General features: G+C 71.7%; 26 protein-coding genes and 3 tRNA genes. 10 read left to right on the top strand and 19 right to left on the bottom strand.

Annotated features, from left to right (window positions below):
• Positions 1–10: 10 nt before the first annotated feature.
• The 6 genes from ASG83_RS06260 to ASG83_RS06235 all read right to left on the bottom strand — a co-directional run bounded on the left by ASG83_RS06260 (position 11) and on the right by ASG83_RS06235 (position 3,666).
• Positions 11–739: a Pr6Pr family membrane protein gene (locus ASG83_RS06260; protein ID WP_055858208.1), complete on the bottom strand. Its 729-nt coding sequence runs from the start codon at positions 737–739 to the stop codon at positions 11–13.
• Between the two features lie 144 nt (positions 740–883).
• Positions 884–1,573 (bottom strand): 50S ribosomal protein L1, encoded by a 690-nt coding sequence (gene rplA, locus ASG83_RS06255; RefSeq protein ID WP_055858206.1) that lies wholly within the window; start codon positions 1,571–1,573, stop codon positions 884–886.
• A gap of 82 nt (positions 1,574–1,655) precedes the next feature.
• Positions 1,656–2,087 carry a 50S ribosomal protein L11 gene (rplK, locus tag ASG83_RS06250; protein WP_055858203.1) on the bottom strand — a complete coding sequence of 144 codons (432 nt, stop codon included), beginning with the start codon at positions 2,085–2,087 and terminating at the stop codon, positions 1,656–1,658.
• A 105-nt stretch (positions 2,088–2,192) separates the two neighbouring features.
• Positions 2,193–3,143, bottom strand: coding sequence for a transcription termination/antitermination protein NusG (nusG, locus tag ASG83_RS06245; RefSeq protein WP_055858201.1), 951 nt, complete (start codon positions 3,141–3,143; stop codon positions 2,193–2,195).
• Between the two features lie 64 nt (positions 3,144–3,207).
• Positions 3,208–3,495: a preprotein translocase subunit SecE gene (gene secE, locus ASG83_RS06240; protein ID WP_055859405.1), complete on the bottom strand. Its 288-nt coding sequence runs from the start codon at positions 3,493–3,495 to the stop codon at positions 3,208–3,210.
• A gap of 98 nt (positions 3,496–3,593) precedes the next feature.
• Positions 3,594–3,666, bottom strand: a tRNA-Trp gene (locus ASG83_RS06235).
• Between the two features lie 207 nt (positions 3,667–3,873).
• Between ASG83_RS06235 and ASG83_RS06230 the strand changes: the two genes are divergently transcribed.
• Positions 3,874–5,109, top strand: coding sequence for a pyridoxal phosphate-dependent aminotransferase (locus ASG83_RS06230; RefSeq protein ID WP_055858198.1), 1,236 nt, complete (start codon positions 3,874–3,876; stop codon positions 5,107–5,109).
• A gap of 134 nt (positions 5,110–5,243) precedes the next feature.
• Here the strand turns inward: ASG83_RS06230 and ASG83_RS06225 are convergent, their stop codons facing one another.
• From ASG83_RS06225 to ASG83_RS06215, 3 genes are all read right to left on the bottom strand, one after another.
• A complete protein-coding gene (locus ASG83_RS06225; RefSeq protein WP_055858197.1) occupies positions 5,244–5,600 on the bottom strand; it encodes an Lsr2 family protein in 357 nt (118 codons plus the stop codon).
• Positions 5,601–6,259: 659 nt separating this feature from the next.
• On the bottom strand, positions 6,260–6,904 hold the full coding sequence (locus ASG83_RS06220) for a response regulator transcription factor (RefSeq protein ID WP_055858194.1): 645 nt from the start codon (positions 6,902–6,904) through the stop codon (positions 6,260–6,262).
• Positions 6,901–8,196, bottom strand: a complete 1,296-nt coding sequence (locus ASG83_RS06215) for an ATP-binding protein (protein ID WP_055858190.1) — start codon at positions 8,194–8,196, stop codon at positions 6,901–6,903. The genes ASG83_RS06220 and ASG83_RS06215 overlap by 4 nt, the downstream gene beginning before the upstream one ends.
• 114 nt (positions 8,197–8,310) lie before the next feature.
• Between ASG83_RS06215 and ASG83_RS06210 the strand changes: the two genes are divergently transcribed.
• From ASG83_RS06210 to ASG83_RS06185, 6 genes are all read left to right on the top strand, one after another.
• Positions 8,311–9,801, top strand: a complete 1,491-nt coding sequence (locus ASG83_RS06210) for a PspC domain-containing protein (RefSeq protein ID WP_055858187.1) — start codon at positions 8,311–8,313, stop codon at positions 9,799–9,801.
• Positions 9,798–10,076 carry a hypothetical protein gene (locus ASG83_RS06205; RefSeq protein ID WP_055858184.1) on the top strand — a complete coding sequence of 93 codons (279 nt, stop codon included), beginning with the start codon at positions 9,798–9,800 and terminating at the stop codon, positions 10,074–10,076. The genes ASG83_RS06210 and ASG83_RS06205 overlap by 4 nt, the downstream gene beginning before the upstream one ends.
• 117 nt (positions 10,077–10,193) lie before the next feature.
• Positions 10,194–11,087 (top strand): ABC transporter ATP-binding protein, encoded by an 894-nt coding sequence (locus ASG83_RS06200; protein WP_055858181.1) that lies wholly within the window; start codon positions 10,194–10,196, stop codon positions 11,085–11,087.
• Complete coding sequence (locus ASG83_RS06195; protein ID WP_055858178.1) at positions 11,087–11,965, top strand: ABC transporter permease; 879 nt, start codon at positions 11,087–11,089, stop codon at positions 11,963–11,965. Before ASG83_RS06200 ends, ASG83_RS06195 begins: the two co-directional genes overlap by 1 nt.
• A gap of 11 nt (positions 11,966–11,976) precedes the next feature.
• Entirely contained in the window at positions 11,977–13,185 is a 1,209-nt protein-coding gene (locus ASG83_RS06190; RefSeq protein WP_055858176.1) for a sensor histidine kinase, read from the top strand.
• On the top strand, positions 13,182–13,799 hold the full coding sequence (locus ASG83_RS06185; protein ID WP_055858173.1) for a response regulator transcription factor: 618 nt from the start codon (positions 13,182–13,184) through the stop codon (positions 13,797–13,799). The genes ASG83_RS06190 and ASG83_RS06185 overlap by 4 nt, the downstream gene beginning before the upstream one ends.
• A gap of 18 nt (positions 13,800–13,817) precedes the next feature.
• On the opposite strand, the gene ASG83_RS06180 is transcribed toward ASG83_RS06185, so the two are convergent.
• The 4 genes from ASG83_RS06180 to ASG83_RS06165 form a co-directional block, all read right to left on the bottom strand.
• A complete protein-coding gene (locus tag ASG83_RS06180; protein ID WP_055858169.1) occupies positions 13,818–14,939 on the bottom strand; it encodes a UDP-N-acetylmuramate dehydrogenase in 1,122 nt (373 codons plus the stop codon).
• Between the two features lie 12 nt (positions 14,940–14,951).
• Entirely contained in the window at positions 14,952–15,365 is a 414-nt protein-coding gene (locus ASG83_RS06175) for a MaoC/PaaZ C-terminal domain-containing protein (RefSeq protein ID WP_055858166.1), read from the bottom strand.
• Positions 15,362–15,811 (bottom strand): MaoC family dehydratase N-terminal domain-containing protein, encoded by a 450-nt coding sequence (locus ASG83_RS06170; protein ID WP_055858163.1) that lies wholly within the window; start codon positions 15,809–15,811, stop codon positions 15,362–15,364. The genes ASG83_RS06175 and ASG83_RS06170 overlap by 4 nt, the downstream gene beginning before the upstream one ends.
• 90 nt (positions 15,812–15,901) lie before the next feature.
• Positions 15,902–16,786, bottom strand: a complete 885-nt coding sequence (locus tag ASG83_RS06165; protein WP_055858161.1) for a phosphotransferase family protein — start codon at positions 16,784–16,786, stop codon at positions 15,902–15,904.
• Between the two features lie 450 nt (positions 16,787–17,236).
• Here ASG83_RS06165 and ASG83_RS06155 point away from each other — a divergent pair, with 450 nt between their 5' ends.
• A complete protein-coding gene (locus ASG83_RS06155) occupies positions 17,237–17,884 on the top strand; it encodes a hypothetical protein (protein WP_156710967.1) in 648 nt (215 codons plus the stop codon).
• A 63-nt stretch (positions 17,885–17,947) separates the two neighbouring features.
• Positions 17,948–18,580 carry a LysE family translocator gene (locus ASG83_RS06150; RefSeq protein WP_055858154.1) on the top strand — a complete coding sequence of 211 codons (633 nt, stop codon included), beginning with the start codon at positions 17,948–17,950 and terminating at the stop codon, positions 18,578–18,580.
• Between the two features lie 42 nt (positions 18,581–18,622).
• On the opposite strand, the gene ASG83_RS06145 is transcribed toward ASG83_RS06150, so the two are convergent.
• The 6 genes from ASG83_RS06145 to ASG83_RS06120 form a co-directional block, all read right to left on the bottom strand.
• Positions 18,623–18,696: transfer RNA gene (locus tag ASG83_RS06145), tRNA-Met, on the bottom strand.
• 46 nt (positions 18,697–18,742) lie between these two features.
• A tRNA-Thr gene (locus tag ASG83_RS06140) sits at positions 18,743–18,814 on the bottom strand.
• Between the two features lie 93 nt (positions 18,815–18,907).
• Positions 18,908–20,770, bottom strand: a complete 1,863-nt coding sequence (locus ASG83_RS06135) for a glycoside hydrolase family 13 protein (RefSeq protein ID WP_055858151.1) — start codon at positions 20,768–20,770, stop codon at positions 18,908–18,910.
• Positions 20,771–20,780: 10 nt separating this feature from the next.
• On the bottom strand, positions 20,781–21,785 hold the full coding sequence (locus ASG83_RS06130; RefSeq protein ID WP_082514777.1) for a sugar ABC transporter permease: 1,005 nt from the start codon (positions 21,783–21,785) through the stop codon (positions 20,781–20,783).
• A 1-nt stretch (position 21,786) separates the two neighbouring features.
• Positions 21,787–23,409 (bottom strand): ABC transporter permease subunit, encoded by a 1,623-nt coding sequence (locus ASG83_RS06125; protein ID WP_055858149.1) that lies wholly within the window; start codon positions 23,407–23,409, stop codon positions 21,787–21,789.
• A gap of 109 nt (positions 23,410–23,518) precedes the next feature.
• Positions 23,519–24,772 carry a maltose ABC transporter substrate-binding protein gene (locus ASG83_RS06120; protein ID WP_055858146.1) on the bottom strand — a complete coding sequence of 418 codons (1,254 nt, stop codon included), beginning with the start codon at positions 24,770–24,772 and terminating at the stop codon, positions 23,519–23,521.
• Positions 24,773–25,022: 250 nt separating this feature from the next.
• Here ASG83_RS06120 and ASG83_RS06115 point away from each other — a divergent pair, with 250 nt between their 5' ends.
• Positions 25,023–26,720 carry a glycoside hydrolase family 13 protein gene (locus tag ASG83_RS06115; protein ID WP_055858144.1) on the top strand — a complete coding sequence of 566 codons (1,698 nt, stop codon included), beginning with the start codon at positions 25,023–25,025 and terminating at the stop codon, positions 26,718–26,720.
• The last annotated feature ends 58 nt before the right edge of the window (positions 26,721–26,778 follow it).

The following is a 26,778-nucleotide window of genomic DNA, read 5'->3' as shown; positions in this document are numbered from 1 at the left end:
GCGGGCAACGCTACGACGCGGGTGGCGGGGAGGGCCAGGCCTCGACGGGCCGGCGCGGAGCATCCGCCGCATCGATGCCGCGACCCAGCCGCGACCGCGAGATGCGGATCACGCCGGCGCCCACGAGACCGATCACGGCGGCGATGAGGATGACGTAGAACGCGACCGAGAGGTAGCCGTTCGGCGAGTTCGTCGGGTCGAGGAACGGGTACGGGTAGTAGGGCCCGTCGCGCAGCGGGTCGTAGGTGAGCGGGCCGCGCACGAGCGTGTACACCGCCCAGACGATCGGAAAGGCGACGATCGCCCAGAGGGCGCGCCACTCCATGCGCGGGCGACCCGGGCCGAAGAGCCAGTCGATGAGCAGGTACAGCGGGCCCCACACGTGCAGCACCTCGTTCGACCACGCGAGCGTCGCGCCCTGATCGAGCTCGATGTTGCGCAGCAGCAGGTTGTAGACGATGCCGGTCGTCACCATGTAGGCCGTGACGGATGCCCGCAGCACCGTGAACCAGCCGCGCTCGGTGCGCAGCAGCTGGAACCCCAGCGCCATCACGAGCACGACCGTCGCGGCGATGTTCGACTCGATCGTGAAGAAGCTGGCGAAGTTGACGAGCCGGAAGGGAACGTCGGTGAGCCCCTGGTCGGCCCAGAAGTTCAGCGAGGTGACCAGCTGGGCGACGACCGCGCCGCAGATGGCGAGCGCCCCGACGACGCGGAGCAGGAGGAACGCGGCAGTCATGGAGCCCTTTCGGCACGAGAGTCTCGATCAGGCTAGAGCCGTGGGTGCCTCTCGATGCCGCGTATCGGCTGGGAACGCGGAAGGCCCCGCCGAAGCGGGGCCTTCGCGTCGATGCGCCGCAGCAGCGGCGGCGCATCGAGGAACTCAGAGCGCGTTGACGTCGAGCGGGATGCCCGGGCCGAAGGTCGTCGAGAGCGAGCCCTTCTGCACGTAGCGGCCCTTCGAGCTCGACGGCTTGAGGCGCAGGACCTCGTCGAGCGCGGCGCGGAGGTTCTCGTTGAGCTGGTCCTCGCTGAACGCGGTCTTGCCGATGATGAAGTGCACGTTGGCGTGCTTGTCGACGCGGAACTCGATCTTTCCGCCCTTGATGTCGGTGACGGCCTTCGCGACGTCGGGCGTCACGGTGCCCGTCTTCGGGTTCGGCATGAGGCCTCGGGGGCCGAGCACCTTGCCGAGACGACCGACCTGGCCCATGAGCTCGGGGGTCGAGACCGCCGAGTCGAAGGCGGTGTAGCCGCCGGCGACCTTCTCGATGAGCTCGGCGCCGCCGACCTCATCGGCACCCGCGGCGATCGCGGCCTCGGCCGCGGGGCCCGTCGCGAAGACGATGACGCGCGCGGTCTTACCGGTGCCGTGGGGCAGGTTGACGGTGCCGCGCACCATCTGGTCTGCCTTGCGGGGGTCGACGCCGAGCTTCAGGGCGACCTCGACGGTCGCGTTGAAGTTCTTGGAGCCCGTCTCACGGGCGACCGAGACGGCCTCCGTGGGGGTGTAGTACTTGCCGGCCTCGAGCTTCTCGGCCGCGGCCCGGTAGGCCTTGGACTTCTGTGCCATGTTGTGTCTCCTGTGCTGAGTTCGCGGTGAATCGTGAGCCTGGCTGGCTCTCCCGCTGAGTGGGAAGGGGGAAGGCGGGCGCTTACTGCTCGACCGTGATGCCCATGGAGCGGGCGGTGCCGGCGATGATCTTCGCCGCGGCGTCGATGTCGTTGGCGTTGAGGTCGGCCTGCTTCTGCTCGGCGATCGCGCGCACCTGCTCCTTGGTGAGCTTGGCCACCTTCACGGTGTGCGGCGTCGACGAGCCCTTCTGCACGCCCGCGGCCTTCTTGATGAGCTCGGCCGCCGGCGGGGTCTTCAGGATGAACGTGAACGAGCGGTCCTCGTAGACCGTGATCTCGACGGGGATGACGTTGCCGCGCTGCGACTCGGTCGCGGCGTTGTACGCCTTGCAGAACTCCATGATGTTCACGCCGTGCTGACCGAGCGCCGGACCGATCGGCGGGGCGGGGTTCGCCGCGCCGGCGTTGATCTGCAGCTTGATCAGGCCCGTGACCTTCTTCTTCGGTGCCATTTCTTCTTCCTTCGTGTCGTGCGGCGGCCGGGTGGCCGACGCGCTCCCGCCTGCTCGGCGAATCCGAGCCGCGGTGAACTGGGGGGCCCGAGGGCCCAGGGGATCTTAGAGCTTGGTGACCTGGTCGAAGCTGAGCTCGACCGGGGTCTCGCGCTCGAACAGCGACACGAGCACGATGAGCTTGCCGCTCTCGGCCTTGATCTCGCTGATCGTGCCGGGGAGGCCCGCGAACGAGCCCTCCTTGATCGTGATCGTCTCGCCGGCCTCGAAGTCGATCTCGGCGGGGATCGAGCGCGCGGTGGTCGCGCCGCCCTTCGCGGCACCCGCCTTCGCGGGCGCCTCGGCGATCTGCACGGTCGACTTCAGCATGTTGAAGGCCTCATCGAAGCGCAGCGGCGTCGGGTTGTGGGCGTTGCCCACGAAGCCGGTGACGCCGGGCGTGTGGCGCACGACCGACCAGCTGTCCTCGTTGAGGTCCATGCGGACGAGCACGTAGCTGGGGATCCGGACGCGGTTGACGAGCTTCCGCTGGCCGTTCTTGATCTCGACCACGTCCTCCATGGGGACCTGCACCTCGTGGATGCTCTCCTCCATGTTCATGGAGACGCGGCGGTTCTCGATGTTCGACTTCACGCGCTTCTCGAAGCCCGCGTACGAGTGCACGACGTACCACTTGCCGGGCTTGACGCGCAGCTCGCGCTTGAACTCGTCGTAGGGGTCGACCTCGACCGGCTCCTCGTCGGCGGCCTCCGCGGCGTCGTCCTCCGCCTCGTCCTCGGTCGCCTCGGCGGCGGCCTCGGCCTCGTCGGCGGAGTCGATGTCGAGGGCGTCCTCGACGATCGCGTCGGCCTCGGGGTCGACGGCGGTCTCGAGCGCGTCGAACAGGTCGGACAGGTCGGGCTCGTCCTCGTCCACGATGTGCATCGCGGAGCGCTCGGCGGCGTCGGCCGAGTGCTCGTCGGCCTCGAGGGTGTTGCCCTCCTGCGCCTCGTCCTCCTCGGAGGACTGCTCGGCAGCGGTCGCGAGGTCGATGTCGCGGCGGTGGTCGTCGGTCACTGGATCTCTTTCCGTTGGCAGTACTGGGCCGGTGCGGCTGGTGGAGCGGTTCGGGGCAGGGGCGCTAGCCGCCCGTGACGGCCGATCCGTCGCCGAAGACGAACGACACCACCCACCCGAACACGAGGTCGAGGCCCGAGACGAGCGCCATCATGATGATCACGAACACGAGCACGACCAGGGTGTAGGTGATGAGCTCGCGCCGGGTCGGAGTGACGACCTTGCCGAGCTCGTTGAACACCTGACGGATGAACAGCGCGATGCGGCCGAAGGGTCCGCGCTTCTCGGCGCGGTCCTTCCTGGCGTTCTCGACGATGTCCTCGTTGGGCTCGTCGACCACGTTTCTTGCCACGTTCACACTGCCTTCCGACTGTCGTCGGGCTCTGAGGAGCCCGTATCACCGAGACCGGGGCGTTCCCGTACGGGAGCGCCCCGAGCCCGATCGATCTGCAGGGCGGACAGGACTCGAACCTGCAACCTGCGGTTTTGGAGACCGCTGCTCTACCAATTGAGCCACCGCCCTCGGCGTGGTCGAACTCGGGCATGCTTCACCGCGGTCGGGTTCCGGGGGATTCGCCAGAATGACGGCGCGGCAAAGCTTGGCAGAGTTCAACTACCTCGACCAGTGTAGGTGACGCTCCGGGGCGAGTCCAGCCGAGGCCCGAGCCGGGCATCCGCGCCCTCGTTCGAGACGAGCGCTCGGGGCCCGTGAGCGCTTCGCGCGGGGCGGATGCCCGCCCGTAGACTTCCCGTCGTGACCGCAGACCCCTCCCGCATCTCCGCTCGCATCGCCGCGATCGCCGAATCCGCGACCCTCAAGGTCGACGCGAAGGCCAAGGCCCTCAAGGCCGCCGGCCGGCCCGTCATCTCGTACGCCGCCGGCGAGCCCGACTTCGCGACGCCCGACCACATCGTCGAGGCCGCCGTCGCCGCCGCGCGCGACCCGAGGAACCACCGCTACACGCCCGCCGCGGGCCTGCCCGAGCTGCGCGAGGCGGTCGCCGAGAAGACGCTGCGCGACTCGGGCCTCGAGGTGAGCGCGAGCCGCGTCATCATCACCAACGGCGGCAAGCAGGCCGTCTTCCAGGCCTTCGCGACGATCGTCGGCGACGGCGACGAGGTTCTGCTGCCCGCCCCGTACTGGACGACCTACCCCGAGGTCGTGCGCCTCGCGGGCGGCGTGCCCGTCGAGGTCTTCGCCGGCAGCGACCAGAACTACCTGGTCACGGTCGAGCAGCTCGAGGCGGCGCGCACCCCCCGCACGAAGGTGCTGCAGTTCGTGAGCCCCTCGAACCCCACCGGCTCGGTCTACAGCCCCGAGCAGACGCGCGCGATCGGCGAGTGGGCGCTCGAGCACGGCATCTGGGTCATCACCGACGAGATCTACCAGGCGCTCACCTACGACGGCGAGCGCGCGATCTCGATCGTCGAGGCCGTGCCCGGGCTCGCGGACACGACCATCCTCGTCAACGGCGTCGCGAAGACCTACGCGATGACCGGATGGCGCGTGGGCTGGATGGTCGGCCCGACGGACGCGATCGCCGCGGCCTCCAACCTGCAATCGCACCTCTCCTCCAACGTCGCGAACGTGTCGCAGCGCGCCGCCCTCGCGGCCCTCACGGGACCGCAGGACGCGGTCGTGACGATGCGCGAGGCGTTCGACCGCCGGCGGAGGGTCGCGGTCGCCGAGCTCAACCGGATCCCCGGCATGGTCACGCCGACGCCGACGGGCGCGTTCTACGTCTACCCCGACGTCACGGGCCTCCTCGGCTGCGAGTGGGGCGGGGTGACGCCGACGTCGTCGCTCGAGCTCGCCGACCTCATCCTGGAGCAGGCGGAGGTCGCCGCGGTGCCCGGCGAGGCGTTCGGCCCGAGCGGCTATCTGCGCTTCAGCTACGCGCTCGGCGACGACGACCTGCTGGCGGGCATCCAGCGGCTGCAGTCGCTCTTCGGCACGCGCGACTAGGCGGGGTCGGGCCCGCCGCCGGCGGCGGCGCCGGCCCCGTGGGGATGCTGCCCGCTCGACGAGAACGGCCCCGCACGATGATCGTGCGGGGCCGTTCTCGTTCCGCGCGGCTGCCGGTGCAGCGGCGAGTGCAGCTACTTCGCGGCGGCGTACGCCTCGCGGATCTCGGCGGCGATGCGGCCGCGGTCGCCGACGGGGTAGCCGTTGGCCTGCGCCCACTCGCGGATCGCCTGCGTCTCGGCGCTGCTGCCGGCCGAGGCGCGCTTGCGGCCCGGGGCCTTCGCCGCGGGGGCGGCGGCGCGGGCCGAGCTCGCGGAGCGGGCCTTGGCGATGAACGGCGCGAGCGCGCTGCGGAGCTGCTCGGCGTTCGCGTTCGTGAGGTCGATCTCGTAGTGCCTGCCGTCGAGGCCGAACGAGACGGTGCCGCCCTCGCCCTGGCCGATGATGCCGCCGTCGAGGTCGTCGACGAGTTCGGTGGTGATGCGCTTCACGAGGTGCTCCTTGGAATCGTACGAGTCGCGGCGCGGCGCGCGCGCGAGGGAATTGCGCCGATCAGCGAATCGCGGCGGAACATATACGCGGAGGGCGCTAATCGTCGGTGCCGAGCATAAATGCCCGGTGCCGCATCAGCGTACTGCTATTCACAGAGCTAAGGTGCGCAATTCTGCTGAGCGCTCGTCATTTCGAAGGCAATTCCGAGAATTACTGTCGCACGGTCGATTGTGCGCGTCGACGTGATTCTGGGACGGACTGTATGGGCGTCGGATGGACGGGAGCTCGCGTCGGAAGTCGACCCCGCGCCGAGACGGGTTCTTGCGTCGAGACGGGCGTTCGAAAAGCCCAATTCGGTGCAGAAGTCCGTATCGATTCGGGGGTGGGCTGGCGCGGGGCAGCGCGAGGCGGGGGCATCGGAAGCGTCGCAGCGAGGAGGACGACGAGTGAGGGTGTTTGCAGCGACCAGGCCCGCGAGTGAGCGGGTTTGTCGCGACCAGGAGTGCGAGTGAGCGGGTTTGTCGCGACCAGGAGTGCGAGTGAGCGGGTTTGTCGCGAAAGTGCGGGGAATTCCTCGCTCACTCGCGACAAAAGCACGATCTCGCGAAAGGCGAGCCGCGGTTCGCCGCGGGCTGCGGTTCGCCGCAACCCGCCGCGATCAGAGCAGGCGGCGCTCGAGCGCCCAGGCCGTGAGCTCGTGACGGGAGGAGAACTGCAGCTTCCGCAGCACCGCCGAGACGTGCGACTCCACCGTCTTCACCGAGATGAACAATTCGCCTGCGACCTCTTTATAGGCGTATCCGCGGGCGATGAGCCGCATGACCTCGCGCTCGCGCGCGCTCAGGCGGTCGAGCTCGTCGTCGTCGGCCGCCTGCTCCCCGGCGACCGCACCGAAGGCGTCGAGCACGAACCCGGCAAGGCGAGGCGAGAACACCGCGTCACCGCCCGCGACGGCGTCGATCGCGCGGGCGACCTCCGCCCCCGACGAGCCCTTCGTGATGTATCCGCGAGCGCCGGCGCGGATGACGCCGACGACGTCCTCCGCCGAGTCGCTCACGCTCAGGGCGAGGAAGCGCACGCGGTCGAGCAGCGCCGCGCTCGAGCGGATCACCTCGGCCCCTCCTCCGCCCGCACCGCCGGGTAGGTGCACGTCGAGCAGGACGACCTCGGGCTCGAGCTCGGCGATGCGCGCGACCGCCTCATCGACCGTCGCCGCCTCGCCGACGACCTCGACGACGTCGCCGAGGTCGGCGCGCAGGCCCGAGCGGAAGATCGAGTGGTCGTCGACGATGAGCACTCTCATGCGGACTCCTCGGGGGTCGCGGGCGATGCGGTTGCGGGAGGCGGGGCCGCCGCGGGCACGGGGGCCGGCACGAGCACGGAGGCCGGGGAGGGCTCGGACGCGGACGCTCCGGCGGGCGCGGCGAACGGGAGGCGCAGAGCGACCTCGGTGCCGGAGGCGAGCCGGGAGACCGTGGCCGAGCCGCCGTGGCGCGCCATCCGGCGGAGGATCGACTCGCGCACCCCCAGGCGATCGTCCGGGATGGCGGCCGGATCGAAGCCGGGGCCGCGGTCGCGCACCCAGAGCTCGAGGGCATCCGCCCGCAGCTCGACGTAGACGCTCACCTCGCCGCCCGCGTGGCGCGCAGCGTTGAGCATCGCCTCGCGCGCGGCCGCGAGCACCGGCTCGAACTCGTGCCCCGAGAAGTCGCCCGTCGTGACGACGTCGAACCGCACGGGGTGCCGCAGCTCGATCTCGAGCGCCGCCTGCCGCAGCTGGGCGGCGAAGTCGGCGTCGCTCGGCTTGGTGCCGGCGAAGAGCCAGTCGCGGAGCTCGCGCTCCTGCGCGCGGGCGAGGCGCGCGACCTCGCTCCCGGGCTCGGCGCGGTTCTGGATGAGCGCGAGCGTCTGCAGCACGCTGTCGTGCAGGTGGGCCGCGACCTCGGCGCGGCTCTCCTCCCGCACGCGCGCCGAGCGCTCGGCGATGAGCGTCGACCACAGCCCGACGACGAGCGGGGCGACGAAGACCCCGGTGCCGCCGATGATCATGATGAGCGCGACGATCACGGTCGTCGCGCCCGGGTTCGCGGCGAGCACGACGAGGGCGGTGACGATGAGGCCGCCCGCGGCGATCGATCGCACGATGACGCCCGCGCGCTCGCTGCGCGCGGGGTCGTGCCGGTCGAGCAGCAGGCTCCAGGCGACGGATGCCCCCGCGAGCAGCAGGGTCATGAACGCGGCATCGACGGGGTCGGCCCGGTCGCGCGTCACCGCGGCGGCGATCGTGACGAGCCCGGCGACCCCCGCGGCGAGGAGGAGCAGGATCGCGCCGGGGACGCAGCGGCGCACGGCGAGGGGCGCATCCGCCCGCACGGGCACGGGGTCGTCACCGGGTCGCTCGCCGCGCAGGGGGGTGAGCGCCCACAGCCACGCGTACAGGAGGGCGCCGCCGCCGCCGAGCACGGTCAGCACCACGAGCGCGAACCGGACCCGGCCGAGCGACCAGCCGAGGTGGTCGGCGAGCGCCCTCGACACCCCGCTCAGCAGCACGTCGCGCGGGCGCGCGAGCGGCGGGCGGTCGACGAGGGCTGTCACGCGCTCAGTCAAGCATCCGGCGCGCGGGTCGGGGGCCCCCGGAAGCGAAGATCAGGGGCCGATCAGGGGAGACCCCGATAGCGAGCGGGCGACGGCGCGCGGGAGCATCGCCTCATGACCGATCCGACCACCCCCGACGGCGCGCCCGCCGCGCCCCCGCCGCCGCCTCCCGCGAGCGGCTCCGCCCGCTTCTTCGCCTGGCTGCGCTCGCTGCACCTGACCCGCGAGCCGGGCTGGCTCGGCGGCGTCGCCTCCGGAATCGCCCTGCGGCTGCGCATCGATCCGCTCATCGTGCGCGGCATCCTCGTCGTCCTCGCGATCTTCTCCTTCCCCGTCGCCCTCTTCTACGCGCTCGCCTGGGCGTTCCTCCCCGATCACACGGGCAAGATCCACGCCGAGGAGGTCTCGCGCGGCCGCATCGAGTCCGGCTTCGTCGGCGCCGCGGTGCTGTTCGTGCTCGGCCTGCTCGGGATCGCCGACGGCGGCCCCGTCCTCTGGGACGCCGGCTACGGCTGGGACGGCGGCATGATGCACAGCTGGCCCGGAATGGGGATCGCCGCCCTCATCGGCCTCATCTGGACCGTCGCCGTCATCGGCGGCGTGATCTGGCTCATCGTGTGGCTCGTGCGCCGCTCGAAGAGCACCGCCGCGACGCCGACGGCGGGCGCGCCCGGCGCGACGTACGTCGCCGGGGCGGGCACGGCATCCGCGCCCCCCACCGCCGCCAGCACCGCCGACGCGACCGCGACGACGCCGATGCCGGCCGCCGCCGCGCCGGGCGTTGCGCCTGCGGACGGCGACCTGGATGCCTGGCGCGCGCAGCAGAGCGCCGACCGGGCCCAGCGCGACGCGTTCGTCTCCGCGGACGAGGCCGCCCGCCGCCAGGCCGAAGCCGACCGCCTCGCCGAGGAGCGCCGCGCGCGCGTCGCCGAGTACGAGCGCCAGCGCCAGCTGCGCCGCCGCACGCGATCGCACCCGCTCTTCACGCTCGCGGCCGTCGGCCTCGCGCTCATCGCGGGCGCCGTGACGACGCTCACCTCCGGCGGCACCGAGATCGAGCGCGGCGACGTCGTCCTCGGCTTCGCGGTCGCGGTCGGCGTGCTCGGGCTCGCGATCATCGTCAACGGCGTCATCGGGAAGCGCTCCGGCGGCTCGACGGCCGCCGCGATCGTCGCCCTCATCGGCCTCGCGATCGCCGGTGCCTCCCCGGGCGCCGGAAGCGACCTGCGGTTCGTCGGCTCGGGCGAGTACGCCCCGCTCTTCACCGACGACGACGATCAGTCATACGTCGTCGGGGCGGGCTCGACCACGGTCGATCTCTCCGACTACTGGGACGGCACGCGCTCCGGCGCCGGCCTCGAGGGCGTCGTGACGATCGTGGCGGGAGCCGGCGACGTCACCGTCGTCCTGCCCGAGCAGGGCGCGGTCGAGTGGGACATCGTGTCCGGCGCCGGCGACGCGACCCTCGTCGAGGGCGACGAGTCGCGGTCGATCCCGCGCGAGAGCGGGCTCGACTTGCCCGACGGCGGCGACCGGCTGCTGACGCTCGAGGTCATCTCGGGCGCCGGCGACATCCTCTTCACCACGGAAGGAACGGACCGATGAGCACCGACACCCCCTACGGCTCGAGCACCTCGAGCGCCGACCTCGAGCCGCTGCGCCCGCGCGTCTCGACGATCATCTGGGGCGTCATCCTCGTCGGCATCGCCGCCCTGGCCCTCCTCGCCGAGCTCGGCTGGCTCGACGAGCTGCCCAACGGGTCGGTGCCGATCATCCTCGTCGCCGGCATCGGCGGCCTGCTCGTGATCGGAGCCATCATCGGGGCGGCGACCTCGGGGGCACGGCGCGAGAGCCGGGCATCCGGCATCACCGGCGACTGACCGCGGGACGCACCGCGCACCGCCGAACTCGCGGGCGAGGGCCTCCACCGATCGGTGGAGTCGACGACGGGCCGAACGGCCGTTGCCGACGGGGCCCCCGCCCGCGAGACTCATGCCATGACCACTCCTCAGAACGTCGTCGAGGTGCGCGACCTGCGCAAGACCTACGGCGACATGGCGGCCGTCGACGGCGTGAGCTTCGACATCCACCGGGGCGAGACCTTCGCCCTCCTCGGCCCCAACGGCGCCGGCAAGTCGACCGCGATCGAGATCCTCGAGGGGTACCGCCGCCGCACCTCCGGCGAGGTGCGCGTGCTCGACACCGACCCCGAGAAGGCGGGCCTCGACTGGAAGGCCCGGCTCGGCATCGTCCTGCAGAGCTCGGGCGAGGTCGGAGCGGTCACCGTCCGCGAGCAGCTGACCCACTTCGCCGCGCTGTACCCGAACCCGCGCGACGTCGACGAGGTCATCGCCGCGGTCGGCCTCGAGGAGAAGGCGGGAGCGCTCATCCGCAAGCTCTCGGGCGGGCAGCGCCGCCGCGTCGACGTCGCCGTCGGCATCATCGGCCGGCCCGAGCTGCTCTTCCTCGACGAGCCCACGACGGGCTTCGACCCCGAGGCGCGCCGCAGCTTCTGGGCGCTCGTGCGCCTGCTGCAGAGCGAGGGCACGACGATCCTCCTCACGACCCACTACCTCGACGAGGCGGCGCAGCTCGGCGACCGCGCGGGCATCATCGCGAGCGGCCGCATGGTCGACCTCGCGCCGATCGACGAGCTGGGCGGGGCGGATGCGCGCATCCCGATCGTCCGCTGGGTCGAGCAGGGCGTCGTGCGCGAGGAGCGCACCCAGGCGCCCGCCGCCGCCGTCGCGGCGCTCGTCGCCCGGCTCGGCGGGGAGCCGGAGGGGCTCGAGGTGATCCGCCCGAGCCTGGAGGACGTCTACCTCGACCTGGTCGGCCGCGAGCACGCGACCGACCTCGCCTCTCCCGAGACCGTGATGGAGACCCGCTGATGACCACGCGCTCGACCGCGACCGGCGAGGCCGGCGCGCGCCCGGCATCCCCCGCTCTCGGCTCGCCCATCGCCCGCACCCTGCGGCTGGGGCTGCTGCGCATCGGCTACGAGGTGCGCGCGTACTTCCGGCAGGGCGACACGGTGTTCTTCACCTTCCTCTTCCCCGTCGTGATGCTCACGATCTTTTCCGTCTCGTTCAGCGAGGCGAGCTTCGGGCAGACCGCCGACGGCGACGAGATCACCGCCGCGTGGTTCTTCCTGCCGGCGATGCTCGCCGCGGGCGTGCTGCTGAGCGGCCTGCAGAACCTCGCGATCGACATCGCGGCCGAGAAGAGCAACGGCACGCTCAAGCGCCTCGCGGGCTCGCCGCTGCCGGTCATCAGCTACTTCATCGGCAAGATCGGCCAGTCGGTCGTGACGGGCGTGCTGCAGGCGGTCGTGCTGCTGCTGCTCGCGTTCACGGTCTTCCAGGTTCCGCTGCCGGAGGAGCCCGCGCGCTGGGGCGACTTCGTCTGGATCTTCCTGCTCGGCATCATCACGTCCGCCATCCTCGGCATCGCGCTCTCGGCGGTGCCGCGCAGCGGCGCATCGGCGACGGCCGTGGTCATCCCGATCACGCTCGTGCTGCAGTTCATCTCGGGGGTCTACCTCCAGTTCAACAACCTGCCCGACTGGCTGCAGAGCGTCGCCTCGGTCTTCCCGCTCAAGTGGATGGCGCAGGGCATGCGCAGCGTCTTCCTGCCCGACGAGCTCGTCGTGCTCGAGCAGAACGAGAGCTGGGATCAGCCGGGAATCGCCCTCGCGCTCGCGGTGTGGCTCGTCGCGGGGCTGGTCCTGACGCGGCTGACGTTCCGCTGGATCCGGCGCGACTCGTAGGCGGGGCGGTCATGACCGAGCGGTCGGATGCGCGGGGGCGCGTGACCTGGTGGGATGCGGCCGTCGTCGGGGTCGCCGCCCTCCTGGCCGTGCTGCTGCTCCTGCAGTCCGCCGAGCCGTGGCGGCTCGCGACAGGTGGAGCGGGGCTCGCGCTGCTCGTCGCCTCCTGGATCTCCCTCGGCCGCCGCGGCCCCGAGGCGCCGACCGCACCGTGGTTCGTCGCGCTCGCGACGGTCGCCGCTGGCGTCGCCGTCGCCGGGTATCCGACGCTCGCGATCGTCCAGGTCGTCGTCTACCCGATCGCCTGGGTCTACGCGCCGACGGTGCGGCGCGCGATCGTGCAGAACATCGGCGTCGCGATCGCCGTCGGCATCGGATTCCTCGTCTCGCTCGGCACCTCGCCGGACGACCTCGCGCAGACGGCCTTCTCGATGGTGCTGTCGCTCGGCTTCAGCCTCGCGATGGGTCTGTGGATCTCGCGCGTCACCGAGCTCGGCGAGCGCAACGGCGCCCTGCTGCGCGAGCTGCAGGGCGCGCAGGAGCAGATCGCCGCGCTCAACCGCGACGCCGGCGCCGCCGCCGAGCGCGAGCGCCTCGCCCGCGAGCTGCACGACACCATCGCGCAGGACCTCACGGGCCTCGTGCTGCTCGCTCAGCGCGCCCGACGCTCGGGCGGCGACCCCGAGGTGCTCGCCCTCATCGAGGACGTCGCGCGCGAGACGCTCGGCGAGACCCGCGCGCTCGTCGCCTCAGGCGCTCCCGTCGCCGGCTCGGCCGGCCCGATCGGCGTGCCCGAGGGCGAGGCGCTCGACCTCACGGGGGCGCTGCACCGGCTCGCCGAGCGCTTCGAGCGCGAGACCGGAGTCGTCGTGGCCGTGACCGCCGAGCCGGCCGGGGAGCTCGCGCTGCCGCGCGACGTCGAGGTGGTCGTGCTGCGGTGCGCGCAGGAGGCGCTCGCCAATGCGCGGAAGCATGCCCGGGCATCCCGCATCGAGGTCGCGGTGACGAGGGCGACCGGGGCGGTCGCGCTGCGCGTGGCCGACGACGGCATCGGATTCGACCCGGGTACGGCTCGCGACGGGTTCGGCCTGCACGGCATGCGCGATCGGCTCGCGCTCGTCGACGGCGCGCTCGCGGTCGAGTCGGCGCCCGGGCGCGGCGCCGTGCTCAGCGTGACCGTTCCCGTGCGCGCGGTCGTGACGACGGAGGCCGACGCATGATCCGCGTGCTCGTCGCCGACGACCACGCCGTCGTGCGCGCCGGCATCGTCGCGCTGCTCGACGACGTCGACGGCATCGAGGTCGTCGGGCAGGCCTCCGACGGCCTCGCCGCGGTCGAGGAGGCGCGCCGCCTGCGCCCCGATCTCGTCGTCATGGACGTGCGGATGCCCGGCGCGACGGGCGACGTCGCGACGGCGCGCATCCGCGCCGAGCTGCCCGGCACGCGCGTGCTCATCCTCACGACCTACGAGTCGGACTCCACGATCATCGCCGCGATCGAGGCGGGCGCGAGCGGCTACCTGCTCAAGGCCGCGCCCGCGGAGGAGCTCGTCGAGGGCGTGCGCTCGGTGGCCCGCGGCGAGACGGCGCTCTCGCCCGCGATCGCCGCGCAGCTCGTGGCCCGGCTGCGCGCGCCCGCCCCGGCCGAGCTCACGCCGCGCGAGCTCGACGTGCTGCGCCTCGTCGCCGCGGGCTGCTCGAACCGCGTCATCGGCGAGCGCCTCTGCATCGGCGAGGCGACCGTGAAGAGCCACCTGCTGCGCGTGTTCGAGAAGCTCGGGGTGCACGACCGCACGCGCGCGGTGACCCTCGCGATGGAGCGCGGGCTGCTCTAGGCGACGCCGACCGCCGGCCTACAGCTCGAGGTTCACGAACACCGGCTCGGGGTGCAGCACGACCCCGAACTCGCTCATCACGCGCGTCTGGATGTACCGCGCGAGCTGCGCGACCTCCGCCGCCGTCGCGCCGCCGGTGTTGATGAGCGCGAGGGTGTGCTTCTTCGACACCGCCGCGCGCGAGCCCGGCAGGGCGAATCCGCGGGTGATGCCGGCGTGCTCGATGAGCCAGGCGGCGCTGAGCTTGACTTCGTGCGAGGCGGGCTCGGCCGGCGCCGCGGGCTCCGCGCCGAGCGGCACGGCGAGCGCGGGCGGCTCGGGGGCGAGCGGCCAGCGCGGGGCATCCGTCGGCAGCGTGCGCGCGAACGCCTCGCTCACGATCGGGTTGGTGAAGAACGAGCCGGCGCTCACCGAGTTCGGGTCGGCGGCGTCGAGCACCATGCCCTTGCCAGCGCGCAGCGCGAGCACGGCGGCCCGCACGCCGACGAGGGGCGCGCGCTCGCCGATCGCGACGCCGAGCGCCTCGGCGAGCTGGGCGTACTGCACGGGCCGGCTGCGGGCATCCGCATTGTGCTCGAGGGCGAGGTCGACGCTCAGGACGACCGCGCGGGTTCCGCCGTGCTTGAGCACGCTCGTGCGGTAGCCGAGCTTGAGATCGGGAGCTGGGATGACTCGCCGGTCGCCGTCGTCATCGAGCACCTCGACGGCGATGAGGCTCTCGGCGACCTCCTGCCCGTAGGCGCCGATGTTCTGGATCGGGGCTGCGCCCGTCGACCCGGGGATGCCCGACATCGCCTCGAGCCCCGCCCACCCGTTCTCGACGGTGAGGGCCACGAGCGCGTCCCAGCCCTCGCCCGCCTGCACGCGGAGGCGGATCGGGCGGCTCGAGCCCGGCGCATCAGGCAGTCGCTCGACGCCGCGCGTGGCGATGCCGATGACCGTGCCGTCGACCCCTTCGTCGCCGATGACGACGTTCGAGCCTCCGCCGAGAACCATCCAGTCGTCGAACCCGGACTGCGCCGCGCGCACGGCGTCGACGAGCTCGTCGGTCGTCGACGCCTCGACGAAGCGCGCCGCGGGGCCGCCGACGCGCAAAGTCGTGCGCTCGGAGAGCGGCTCGTTCTCGCGGGTGGTCGTCATGAGGGGCGGGGGCTAGAGCGCGGTGACCCGCACCTGCGCCTTGCCGAGCACGGTCTGCTCGCCGACCGTCGCGGTGAGATCGATGCGGGCGCCGGCGTCATCCAGCGCGCCGACCGTGGCCGCGACCGTCACGACGGCGCCGATCTGCGGGTCGACGACAACGGGGCGCGTGAATCGCACCTGGTAGTCGCTGACCCAGCCACGGGCATCCAGCCAGTCGATCACCGGCTGCACGGCGAAGCCCATCGTCAGCATGCCGTGGGCGAGCACGCCCGGCAGCCCGACGGCCGCGGCCACGTCGTCGCGGTAGTGGATGGGGTTGAAATCGCCGCTCGCTCCGGCGTACCGCACGAGGGTGTCGCGCGTCAGCGGGAACGAGCGCTCGGCCACGACCTGGCCGACCTCGAGGCCGTCGAACAGGCTCATGCGTCCTCCCCCCGCACGACGAGCGTCGAGATGCTCGTGACGACGTGCGCTCCGTCGCCGTCGACCATGGCGGTCTCGCTCGTGATCATGCTGTTGCCGCCGAGCGTCTTGATGCTCGTCACGCGCAGCGTCGCGGTGAGCTCATCGCCCGCGACGACGGGGCGCGAGTAGCTGAAGCGCTGGTCGCCGTGCACGACGCGGCTGAAGTCGATGCCCGCGTCCGGCTCGGCGAGCAGCTGCTGCAGCGTGGCCTCGGCGACGACGATCGGGAAGGTCGGGGGAGCCACGACGTCGGCGAAGCCCGCGGCGCGCGCGGCATCCGGGTCGAGGTGCAGCGGGGCCGTGGCGAGCACGGCGCGCGCGAACTCGCGCACCTTCTCGCGCCCCACGAGGTAGGGAGCGACGGGCGGGAAGTCGCGCTCGGTCAGAGCGGGGTTCACGGGCACCGGCCCAGTCTAGGCGGGGCGCGCGGGCCCGGTCGGGCTCCGTTCGCGGGGCGGCGATCAGGGGGCGGATGCCCGGCCCCGGCCGAGCCGTCAGTACAGCGTCTCGCCCAGCAGCCGGTCGAGCATCTCGCGCCCCTGCCCGGCGAAGACGAGGTCGTCGTGCTCGAGCGCCCACGCGATCGTCGCGATCGCCTGCACGGCGTGGAAGGCGTGCAGCACGGCGTGGTCGCGCTCGTCGGGGCGGCGACCGTAGCCGTCGAGGAAGGACTCGCGCAGCAGCGGGGCGTCGAGCCACTCGCGCTGCTCGAGGCGGAACAGGTCGACCGCCCACGGCTCGAACTCGACGGCGGCGAAATCGATGAGGCGCACGTGGCCGTCGGGGCCGAGCATCCAGTTGCGGGAGGAGTTGTCGCGATGCGCCGGAACCATCGGCAGCGGCCCCAGCTCGAGCGAGGTCGCCGCGATTCGCTGGGCGATCTCGAGCTCGGCCTCGCTCGCTGCGTCGCCGACGCGGTCGGCCCAGTAGGCGAACTTCGACATGACGGCGTCGCCGAAGTGGTCGTTCACGACCGCGGGGGTCGAGTCGTGCAGGCGGCGCAGGACCTCGCCGGCGCGCACGTGCACGACCGGGTCGTGCTCGGCATCCGAGCCCTCGACGAGCTCGCCCGGCACGCGCGACAGGATCAGCAGCTGCAGCCGGTCGTCGCTCGCGACCAGGCGCGGAGCGTCGCCGCCGAGCGCGGGCACGTAGAGCTGGTACGCCGAGAGCTCGCGGTGATAGTTGCGGCCGCCGCGGTGCCACTTCGCGATCGCGCGCTCGTCGCCGCGCGTGCGCACCTCGAGCACGCGCGCCTCGCCGTGCGCCCACGAGCGGTCGGCGACGACGTCGACGGGCCCGAGCACGCGGTGCACGTGGTCGAGGGCCTCGGCATCGGAGGCGATCTCCTCGACGACGCTGTCAGGGGCGCGGTACACGGCGGTCCTCCTCGGTGCGGGTCAGCAGGTGCGGCGGGCGGCGGGCCTCGACGAGGCCCCGGATACGGACGAAGCCCCGGTCGCCGTGAGGGGACCGGGGCTTCGTGGAGTCAATGACCGATGACTACTGGCAGCTCTCGCACTGCAGCATGTCCATCGGGTCGACGGGCACCGCGTAGCCGCCGACGGTCTCGTTGTCGTTGTCCATTGCGGACCTCCTGTCGAATCGTTCTCCGGCCTGATCGGCCGGTGGAGTCACACTATATAACGGGAATGACAGGGATGTCATTCCCCCATATCTAGTGTTTCGGCGTGTCGTGGGCGATTCCTCGGATGCCCGCGTCGCGGCGCACGCGCAGGCGGCGGCTCCGCGGTCGCCGTAGCCTGGATGCACCGCGGATGCTCCCCGCGGCTCCCCGGGCTGACGCCCCGACAGTCATGAAGGCCGCCATGCGCTTCTGGTCCCGCCGCGCCGCGCGCGATGAGGCTCGACCGCGCCGCCCGCGCCCCTTCGAGACGCTCGACAACCTCGACCACCTCGTCGACGAGGGCCATCTCGTCGCCCTCGCGGCGGTGCGCCTGTCGACGAAGAACGAGATCGTCCTGCGCACCCTGCGCGACGGCGGCTCGTGGAACGAGGAGGACGGGGTCGCGATGGCGCAGCGCGCGGTCGACGCCCTGCTCGTCGAGCTCGGCCAGACGGCGCACCGGCTCGCGAAGGAGACCCAGCGCGCCACGCCGCTCCCCCTGCCCGACCCGGCCGCTCCCGGCGCGCGTCGACCGGGCCGCGCCGAGCGCGCCCGACTGGCCCGCCTGCGCAAGCACTTCGAGCGTCAGCGCGAGGAGTCGGAGCGCCTGAGCGCCCGCACCCGCACGATGCGGGGCGTCATGGATCGCCTCCGCGTCACGCGTCAGGACGACGAGACGCTCCGCGAGATCGCCCTCCGCGCGCGCGACGACACCCTCGCCGAGCTCGTGCAGGCCCGGCTGATCCCCCGTCGCGCGATCGTGCGCCAGACGGAGGAGGAGCAGCGCGAGGCCATCGCCGGCGTCAAGGCCGACCTCGCGCGCCTGCTCGAGGAGCACGAGGGGTACTGAGCGCGGCCCGTCGGCTCGCTCGCGGGGCGGCGACGCGGTCGCCGCGGCGCTAGCATCACGATCGTGAGCGCGACCGAGGCCCTGTGGCAGTTTGCGATCGTCGCCGCCCTCCTGACGATCACCCCGGGCATGGACTCCGCCCTCGTCCTCCACGCCGCCATCCGGCACGGCCGGGGCCCGGCCTTCGCCGCCGGCGCGGGCATCTGCCTCGGCGCCCTCGTCTGGGGCATCGCCGCCGCCCTCGGGCTCTCGGCCCTGTTCGCCGTCTCGGCGCTCGCCTTCACGGTGCTCAAGGTCGTCGGCGCCGCGTACCTCGTCTTCCTGGGGGCGCGGATGCTGTGGTCGGCATTCCGCCCCGGCCACGCCGCCGACGCGACCGCCGCGATCGCGGCGCCGGGCATCCGCGCCGCGGCGACGAAGGGGCTGCTGACGACGCTGCTGAACCCGAAGGTCGCGGTGTTCTACGTCGCCGTGCTTCCGGCGTTCCTGCCGGCGGACGTACCGGCGGCGCTGTTCGGGGCGGCGCTCGCGAGCATCCACGCCGTCGAGAGCGCGGTGTGGTTCACGGTGCTCATCCTCGGCGCGCAGGCGCTGCGGCGATGGATGGCGCGCGAGTCGACGCAGCGCGGCATCGACGTCGTGACGGGCCTCGCGTTCGTCGGCTTCGGCGCCGCGCTCGCCTTCACCGAGCAGTAGACCGCGCGCAGGAGGACCCGCGCAGAGCGAGTCGAGAAGAAGTAGCGAGGGCGGGACTCGAACCCGCGACACCACGATTATGAGCCGTGTGCTCTAACCACCTGAGCTACCCCGCCGGGCATGGCCCCCACCGCGACCCGAGGGCGACGACGAGCGAACCAGAGCCCCGAGTCAGGATTGAACTGACGACCCCTTCCTTACCATGGAAGTGCTCTACCACTGAGCTATCGGGGCGCTGCCGAGACCCTACCGGGCTTCGGCACCAGAGAAGATTAGCACCCGTCGGCGCACCATCCGAAACGCGGTCGGGCCGCGTGCGGGAGCGCGTCAGCGGGGTGCGGCGACCTCCTTTGAGCCGAACGCCGGAAGGGCGACGCCGGGCAGGGACCACGCGGTGAAGGACATCCCTCGCGACCGGATGCGGGCATCCCCGATCTCGCCCGTGCCGGTCACGCGCACGGCGTCGCCCGCGATCGCGGAGGCCGGGAGCGCGATGTCGGCGTCGGCGCGCGCGGCGCAGACGAGGATGCTCTCTTCCGCCGTCTCGCGGACGAACACGAGCGCGTCGGCGGAGGCGTGCAGCCAGCGCATGCCGCCGTGGCTCAGCGCGGGGTGCGCGCGGCGCAGGGCGATGAGCTCGGCGTACAGGTCGATCGTGTCGGCGTGCTCGTCGACGCGGCTCCACGGCATGGTCGTACGCGAGTGCTCGCCGTTCGTGCCCGTGTGCCCGAACTCGTCGCCCGCGAACACGACGGGGATGCCCGGCACCGTCATCGACAGGCCCACCGCGACGCGCACGGCTCCAGGTCGCGCCCACGTGGCGAAGCGCGCGGTGTCGTGAGTGTCGAGCGCGTTCATCGTGCACACGCGCGTGCGCCACGGGAAGGCGGCGGTGAAGCGGCGGTGCGACTCGTAGACCTGCTCGCCCGACCACTGCGGGATCTCGGGGTACGGCAGCCCGAAGAACCACTCGCTCGAGCCGGGCTCCGAGAGCCACGCCCACACCGGCCGCGTGAAGCTCGGGTAGGTCATCGCGCCGTGCCACGCGTCGCCCGGGAAGTCGCTCGCGGCGTCGTTCGTCACCTCGGCGAACAGCACCGTGTCGGGGTTCGCCTCGATCATCGTGCGGCGGATCGTCTGCCGCACCTCGGCGTTGAGATCCTGCTCGCGGTAGCGGCCGGTCATGTTGGCGACGTCGATGCGCCAGCCGTCGAGCGAGAACGGCGGCTGCAGCCACTTCGCCACGACCGAGCCCGCCCCCTCGATGAAGCGGCGGCGCAGCTCGGGCGAGGCCCAGTTGAACTTCGGCAGGCTCGGCACTCCGAGCCACGAGACGTAGTCGAGCTGGGCGTCGTCGAGCCACAGGTAGAAATCGCTCTCGGGGGCGCCGGGCCGACCGCGCGAGGCGACGAACCACTCGTGCGCGTCGCCCGAGTGATTGCTCGTGAGGTCTCCGATGACGCGGATGCCGCGCGCGTGCGCGGCCTCGACCAGACGCACGAGCGCCTCATCGCCGCCCAGCACCGGGTCGACGTGGTGGAACGAGTGCGCGTCGTAGCGGTGGTTCGACCGGCCGGGGAAGAACGGCGTCAGGTACAGCAGCGTGACGCCGAGCCGCTCGAGGTGGTCGAGGTGCTCGGTCACGCCGTCGAGGTCTCCGCCGTGGTACTGCACGGGGGTCGAGGCGCCGCGCCCGATCGGCTCGTCGTCCCACTCCGCCGGCTCGGCCCACTCGGGCACGGGCCGCGCGTCGGCCGTCGCCGATCGCGCGAAGCGGTCGGGGAAGACCTGGTACATGATCTGCTCGGGGGCCCACGCCGGCGGCGGCGCGTGCGTCACGAGCCGGAAGTCGTCGTCGTCGCGCGGCTCGATGTCGCTGAGCCCCGCGCTGGTCAGCCACTGCACGGTGCCGTCGCCGCGGCCGATGAGCCAGCGGTAGCCGTGCACGGGGTTCTCGACGAGCAGCTCGGCCTCCCACCACTCGGCCTCGGGCGACGCGGCGACGCGCACGGCCTGCGACCAGCGCGGCTCGTGATCGGGATTGGAGCGCGCGGTCACCGCGGCGACCGGTCCGTATTCGTGGGGGATGCGCATCCGCACCCGCACGGTCTCGCCGAGCTCGGGAGCGGGCGTGGAGACGTAGAGCGATGACCCGTCGTGATGGGGCTCGCTCGCGAGATCGCGGCTCACCGGATCGGGCTCACTTCACCGAGCCGGCCGTGAGGCCGCCGATGATGTACTTCTGCAGGTAGAGGAACAGGGCCATGACGGGGATCGCCGCGAGCACCGCACCGGCCGAGAAGATCGCCCAGTTGCGCGAGGTCTCCTGCGAGACGAACTGGTAGAGGCCGACCGCGAGGGTCTGCGTCTGCGGGTCGGTGAGCATGATCGAGGCGATCACGAACTCGCTGAACGTGCCGATGAACGACAGCAGGCCGACGACGGCGAGGATCGGCGCGACGAGCCGCAGGACGATGCCGAAGAAGATCTGCGCGTGGCTCGCGCCGTCGAGCTTCGCCGCCTCGTCGATCGACACCGGGATCGTGTTGAAGAACCCGTACATGAGGTACGTGTTCACCCCGAGCGCGCCGCCGAGGTAGACGAGGATCAGGCCCGACTGGGTTCCGATGCCGACCTGCGGGAAGATCTCGCCGATGCCCGACATGAGCAGGAAGATCGCGACGACGCCGAGCAGTTGCGGGAACATCTGCACGAGCAGGAGCGTCAGGAGGCCGACGCGGCGGCCCGTGAACCGCAGGCGCGAGAAGGCGTAGGCCGCGAGCGCACCGAGGAAGACCGTGCCGGCCGCGGTCACGAGGCCGATGACGAGCGAGTTGAGGAACCACGCGGCGTACGGCTGCTGCGGGCGCTGGAACAGCTCGACGTAGTTGCTGAAGTCGACGACCCGGAACAGCTGGTTCGAGCCGACGAGGGTGCCCGTCGGGTTGAGCGAGGCCGACAGCACGTAGAGCAGCGGGAACGCCGCGAAGACGAGCATGACGACGCCGATGAGGTGGCGCCAGCCGGTGTCGGCGAACCAGCGCGGGAACGACCGGCGGCGGCGGGTCGGGAGGAGGCGGCCGTCCGCGGTCTGCACGGTGCGCGGAGCGCGAGCGGCGCGATCGGTCGGCCCGCTGCCGGCGACGAGCGGGTTGAGGCGGTCGCCGACCTGGGCGCCCTGCTCGGTGTTGAACGGGTTCGACATGTCAGTTCAGCTCCTCGAGGGCCTTGGTCTGGCGGAAGGAGACGATCGAGACGGTCGCCACGATCAGGAAGATGAGGATCGCGAACGCGCTCGCGAGCCCGTAGTCGCGCCCGGTCCCTTCGCCGAACGCCACCTTGTAGACGAGCGTGATGAGGATGTCCGTGGCTCCGGCGTCGACGCCCGCCGCGACATCGCGCGGCCCGCCCCCCGTGAGCATGTAGATGAGGTTGAAGTTGTTGAAGTTGAACGCGAAGCTCGAGATGAGCAGCGGGGCGACCGAGACGAGCAGCAGAGGGAACTTGATGAGGCGGAACACCGCCCACGGTCGTGCTCCGTCGACCGTCGCCGCCTCGCTGAGCTCCTCCGGGATCGACTGCAGCGCGCCCGTGCAGATGAGGAACATGTACGGGAAGCCGAGCCAGAGATTGACGAAGAGGATGCTGAACTTCGCCAACCACGGATCGGTCAGCCACGGGATGCTCGCCCCGCCCAGCAGGACCTGGTTGAAGAAGCCGAACTGCTCGTTGAAGAGGCCCAGGAAGACGAGAGCGGAGAGGAATCCGGGGAAGGCGTACGGCAGCACCATGATGACGCGGTAGATCTTCTTGCCGCGCATGTGCGGGGCGTTGAAGACGATCGCGAGGAACAGGCCGAGGATGAAGGTCGAGGCGACCGACAGGATCGCGAACGCGAAGGTCCAGAGCGTCACGCTCAGGAGCGGCCCGCGGATGTCCTCGTTCGTGAACGCCCGCTGGAAGTTCTCGAATCCGACGTCGATCTTCCAGCCGGGCTGGAGCTCGCGGCCTGCGTCGTTGACGAAGGCGCCGTCGCCGCCGTCGACGTAGACCTCGCCTCCCGTGGTGTCGGTGAAGGAGTCGGCGGCCTCGTCGTAGACGAGGTCGGAGGTGTAGACGTAGGCGCTCGAGCCGTCGGGCGTGCGCAGGGCCCCGTCGTTGGGGTCGTCGCTGAGGGGCACGCTGAGGTCGACGACGATGCTCTGGTTGGCGAGGAGGTCGCCGAACCCGAGGCTCGTCCAGCCCGTCACCGCGACGGCCTTGCCGGTGCTGTCCTCCTCGGCGTCGACCTCCTCGAGCGGCTGGTCGGGGGTGCCGAGGAGGGTCTCGCCGTCGGGGTCGGTGACGAGGAAGCCGTACGTGCCGAACTGCTCGACGACGGTCACGCGGTAGGCCGGCGAGTCGGGCACGCGCGTGAGGGAGTTCGCGATGATCGACTCGATCGCGTCCTCCTTCGTGGAGTTGTGACCGTCGCCGTAGTTGGTGAACGCGATGTAGCCGCTGTAGCCGACGATGAAGATCTGGAAGACGGCGAGGAAGAAGACCCCGGGCGCGAGGTACTTGGCGGGGAGCCAGCCGGGCCGGAGGTAGATGACGTTGATGACCACCGTCACGACGGCGGCGATGGCGAAGATCAGCCATGACTCGCGCATCACGAGGACGAACATCGCGAAGAGGGCGACGGCGTCGACGAGACCGAGCAGCGCGATCTTGATGAGCAGCCCTCGCACGGTCTGGGCATGCGAGCGGGCGGCCGTCCGCGGCCGCGAGGGCGGGGCTGCGGGGGGCGCGAGGATGGGCTGCTGGGCGCCGGGGGTCGTGCTGGTCATGAGGCTCCGAGAGGTCGGGGGTCCGATTCGCGGACGTGCCGGGAGCACGACTCCGACCCTCGCGGGGGGAGCGGCTCCCGGCACGTCATGGTGCGGAAGAGGCGGGCGGTCAGCCCGTGATCTTGCTCTGGATGCTCTCGACCATTGCGCGCCACAGCTCGACCGGGTCGCCCTGGCCGTTGATGATCGCGACCTCGGTCGAGCCCCAGTCGCTCCAGACGACGTCCATCGCGGGCACGTTCGGCATCGGCACGCCCTCGGCGCCCACGGCGCCGAACGCGGCGACGTCGGCGTCGGACTGCGCGGCCTCGAAGGCGCTCAGCAGCGCGGGAGCGCGGCCGCCGACCTCGTAGAGCGCGGTCTGGACCTCGTCGGTGCCGATGTAGTTCACGAGGAACTCGTTGGCCGCCAGCTGGTTCTCGCTCTCGCTCGAGACGTAGAAGCCCTGGACGCCCACGAACGGCGTGGCCGTCTCGCCGCCGGCCGTCGGGATCGGGTCGATGGCGTAGTTGATGCCGCCCTCGCTGATCGCGGGGATGTTCCACGGCCCGGTCAGGAAGTAGCCCGACTTGCCGGCGACGAACTCCTCGCGGGCGATGTCGCCCGAGATGTTGGTGTTGAGGATGCCGGCCTGGCCCCACTCGCGGAGCTTGACAGCGAAGGCCTCGCCGCCCTCGTTGCCGAGCGCGAGCGTGGTCGGGTCGTAGGTGCCGTCAGCGGTGATCTCGAAGACGGGAGCGCCGAACGAGGCCTGCAGCGGGTACAGGTGGTACGGGTCGGCCGCGGTCGGGTCGAGCCCCACGAGGAAGGGGTACTCGGCGGCGCCCTCGGCGACGGCGGCCTGGCCGGCGGCGATGAGGTCGTCGAAGGTCTCGGGCGCCTCGGGGGCGATGTCGACGTTGCGGACCAGAGCGATGTTCTCGACCGAGTAGGGAAGACCGTAGGTCTGGCCCTCGTAGCTCATGGCCGTCACCGCGACGTCCTGGAACTCGGATGCCTTGTCGCCGAGCTCGAGAGGCGCGACGACGCCGTTCTGGACGAGCTTGCCGAGCCAGTCGTGCGCGCCGACGATGATGTCGGGGCCGTTGCCGGTAGGAGCCTGCGTGATGAACTCGTCGCGGATCGCGCCGAAGTCCTTCGTGACGAGCTCGACGGACACGCCGCGCTCGTCCTCGAACGCAGCGGCGACGTCCTCGAGGACGCCGGCGCGGTCTGCGTCGACCCAGACGGTGAGCGAGCCCTCGAACTGGGGCTCCTCCGAGCCTCCGCCCGGCTCGCCTGCGGGTGCCGTGCACCCGGCGAGGACGATGGCCGACATGGCCAGAGCCCCCGTGATCGTGAAGCTGCGTGAGGTCACCTTCATCGGTGTTCACCCTTTCGTGTGCGGACGGCCTCATCGCCGGACGCGCTGCCGACACCCTCTGGGAAAGGGCACCTCGCCCAAGAGGCCATTCTCTTGATGTGCCTGCTTCTGCAAGCGCTTCCATTAGAGCAGGAGTCCGGCGCTCCCACAACTCTCGACTTCTGCGCCGTCCTTTCGGAGATCACCCAGCGAACACCAGGATTGAGTGCAAACGCTTCCAATTCGGCGCCGGTGTCGTAAGGTCGTACCCATGTCCACCGACACCACCCCTACCACCACGCGCGCCGACGCGCGAGAAGCGTCCACACCGGGATCGGAGTGGTGGCGCTCAGCCGTCATCTACCAGATCTATCCGCGATCGTTCGCCGACGCATCCGGTGACGGCATCGGCGACCTCGCCGGCATCACCGAGCGCCTGCCCTCCCTCGCGGCCCTCGGCGTCGACGCCGTCTGGCTCTCGCCCTTCTTCCGATCGCCGCAGAAGGACGCCGGCTACGACGTCGCCGACTACTGCGACGTCGACCCGATCTTCGGCACCCTCGCCGACTTCGATCGGATGCGCGACCGCGCGCACGAGCTCGGGCTGCGGGTCATCGTCGACCTCGTTCCCAACCACTCCTCCAGCGAGCACCCGTGGTTCCAGGAGGCCCTCGCGGCCGGCCCCGGCTCTCCCGAGCGCGACCGCTACATGTTCCGGGAGGGCACGGGCGAGAACGGCGAGCTGCCCCCGAACAACTGGCCCTCCGTCTTCGGCGGCGCGGCCTGGACCCGCGTGACCGAGGCCGACGGCCGGCCCGGCCAGTGGTACCTGCACATCTTCGACAGCTCGCAGCCCGACTTCAACTGGGAGAACCCGGTCGTCTGGGAGGAGTTCCGCCGGATCCTGCGCTTCTGGCTCGACCGCGGCGTCGACGGCTTCCGCGTCGACGTGGCCCACGGCCTCATGAAGAAGGACGGCCTGCCCGACATCGCCGAGAAGGCGACCGGCGACGGCATCGCGGATGCCCTCATGGCGCCCGAGGAGGTGCCCTACTGGGCGCAGCCCGCCGTGCACGAGGTCTACCGCGACTGGCACCGCGTGCTCGCCGAGTACCCCGGCGACCGCGTGCTCTGCGCCGAGGCCTGGGTCGAGCCGCTCGAGAAGGCCGCCCTCTGGGTGCGCTCCGACGAGATGCACCAGGCCTTCAACTTCAGCTACCTCAGCACGCCGTGGAGCGCGCCCCGGCTGCGGGCCGTCATCGACGAGTCGATCGCCGCCTTCACCGGGGTCGGCGCCCCGAGCACCTGGGTGCTCTCGAACCACGATGTCGTCCGTCACGCCAGCCGCTACGGCCTGCCGGAGCACGTCGCCGGCCCCAACGCCGGGATCGGCCCGAACTCGCCCGAGAAGCCCGACGCGGCGCTCGGCCTGCGCCGCGCCCGTGCGGCGAGCGCGCTCATGCTGAGTCTGCCGGGCAGCGCCTACCTCTACCAGGGCGAGGAGCTCGGTCTGCCCGAGGTCATCGAGCTCGACGATCACGTCCGCGAGGACCCGACCTTCCACCGCACCGGCGGCGAGGCCTACGGCCGCGACGGATGCCGCGTGCCGATCCCGTGGGAGGCCGACGCCCCGGCGTTCGGCTTCAACGATTCCGGCTCGAGCTGGCTCCCGCAGCCGGAGGTCTTCCGCGAGTACGCGCGCGACCAGCAGGAGGGCATGGCCGGCTCGACGCTCGAGCTCTACCGGTCGGCGCTCGAGCTGCGCGCGCGCCGCGAGCTCGGCCTCGGCTCGGTCGAGTGGCTCGACGGCTACGGCCACGAGGTCGTGGCGTTCCGCAACGGCGGGCTCACGATCATCGCGAACCTCGGCAGCACGCCCGTCGAGCTCCCCGCCGGCGACGTGGTGCTCGCGAGCGACGCCATCGACGGCCGCGCCGTGCCGACCGACACCACGGTCTGGATCGCGTAGCGGCCCGACGTCCCGAACGAGAGAAGGCCCCGGAGCGATCCGGGGCCTTCTTCGTGCA

This window comes from Yonghaparkia sp. Soil809 (assembly GCF_001429705.1).
In the GTDB taxonomy this organism is placed as follows: domain Bacteria; phylum Actinomycetota; class Actinomycetes; order Actinomycetales; family Microbacteriaceae; genus Microcella.
Note: the sequence above shows the minus strand (reverse complement) of the source record. Positions and strands in the feature narration are given on the sequence as shown.

Coding starts and splice junctions, on each gene's coding strand:
- ASG83_RS06260 (WP_055858208.1), bottom strand. CDS start 739: ATGACTGCCGCGTTCCTCCTGCTCCGCGTCGTCGGGGCGCTCGCCATC.
- rplA (WP_055858206.1), bottom strand. CDS start 1,573: ATGGCACAGAAGTCCAAGGCCTACCGGGCCGCGGCCGAGAAGCTCGAG.
- rplK (WP_055858203.1), bottom strand. CDS start 2,087: ATGGCACCGAAGAAGAAGGTCACGGGCCTGATCAAGCTGCAGATCAAC.
- ASG83_RS06230 (WP_055858198.1), top strand. CDS start 3,874: ATGCCCGCCCGTAGACTTCCCGTCGTGACCGCAGACCCCTCCCGCATC.
- ASG83_RS06220 (WP_055858194.1), bottom strand. CDS start 6,904: ATGAGAGTGCTCATCGTCGACGACCACTCGATCTTCCGCTCGGGCCTG.
- ASG83_RS06210 (WP_055858187.1), top strand. CDS start 8,311: ATGACCGATCCGACCACCCCCGACGGCGCGCCCGCCGCGCCCCCGCCG.
- ASG83_RS06205 (WP_055858184.1), top strand. CDS start 9,798: ATGAGCACCGACACCCCCTACGGCTCGAGCACCTCGAGCGCCGACCTC.
- ASG83_RS06200 (WP_055858181.1), top strand. CDS start 10,194: ATGACCACTCCTCAGAACGTCGTCGAGGTGCGCGACCTGCGCAAGACC.
- ASG83_RS06195 (WP_055858178.1), top strand. CDS start 11,087: ATGACCACGCGCTCGACCGCGACCGGCGAGGCCGGCGCGCGCCCGGCA.
- ASG83_RS06190 (WP_055858176.1), top strand. CDS start 11,977: ATGACCGAGCGGTCGGATGCGCGGGGGCGCGTGACCTGGTGGGATGCG.
- ASG83_RS06185 (WP_055858173.1), top strand. CDS start 13,182: ATGATCCGCGTGCTCGTCGCCGACGACCACGCCGTCGTGCGCGCCGGC.
- ASG83_RS06180 (WP_055858169.1), bottom strand. CDS start 14,939: ATGACGACCACCCGCGAGAACGAGCCGCTCTCCGAGCGCACGACTTTG.
- ASG83_RS06175 (WP_055858166.1), bottom strand. CDS start 15,365: ATGAGCCTGTTCGACGGCCTCGAGGTCGGCCAGGTCGTGGCCGAGCGC.
- ASG83_RS06155 (WP_156710967.1), top strand. CDS start 17,237: ATGCGCTTCTGGTCCCGCCGCGCCGCGCGCGATGAGGCTCGACCGCGC.
- ASG83_RS06130 (WP_082514777.1), bottom strand. CDS start 21,785: ATGTCGAACCCGTTCAACACCGAGCAGGGCGCCCAGGTCGGCGACCGC.
- ASG83_RS06125 (WP_055858149.1), bottom strand. CDS start 23,409: ATGACCAGCACGACCCCCGGCGCCCAGCAGCCCATCCTCGCGCCCCCC.
- ASG83_RS06120 (WP_055858146.1), bottom strand. CDS start 24,772: ATGAAGGTGACCTCACGCAGCTTCACGATCACGGGGGCTCTGGCCATG.
- ASG83_RS06115 (WP_055858144.1), top strand. CDS start 25,023: ATGTCCACCGACACCACCCCTACCACCACGCGCGCCGACGCGCGAGAA.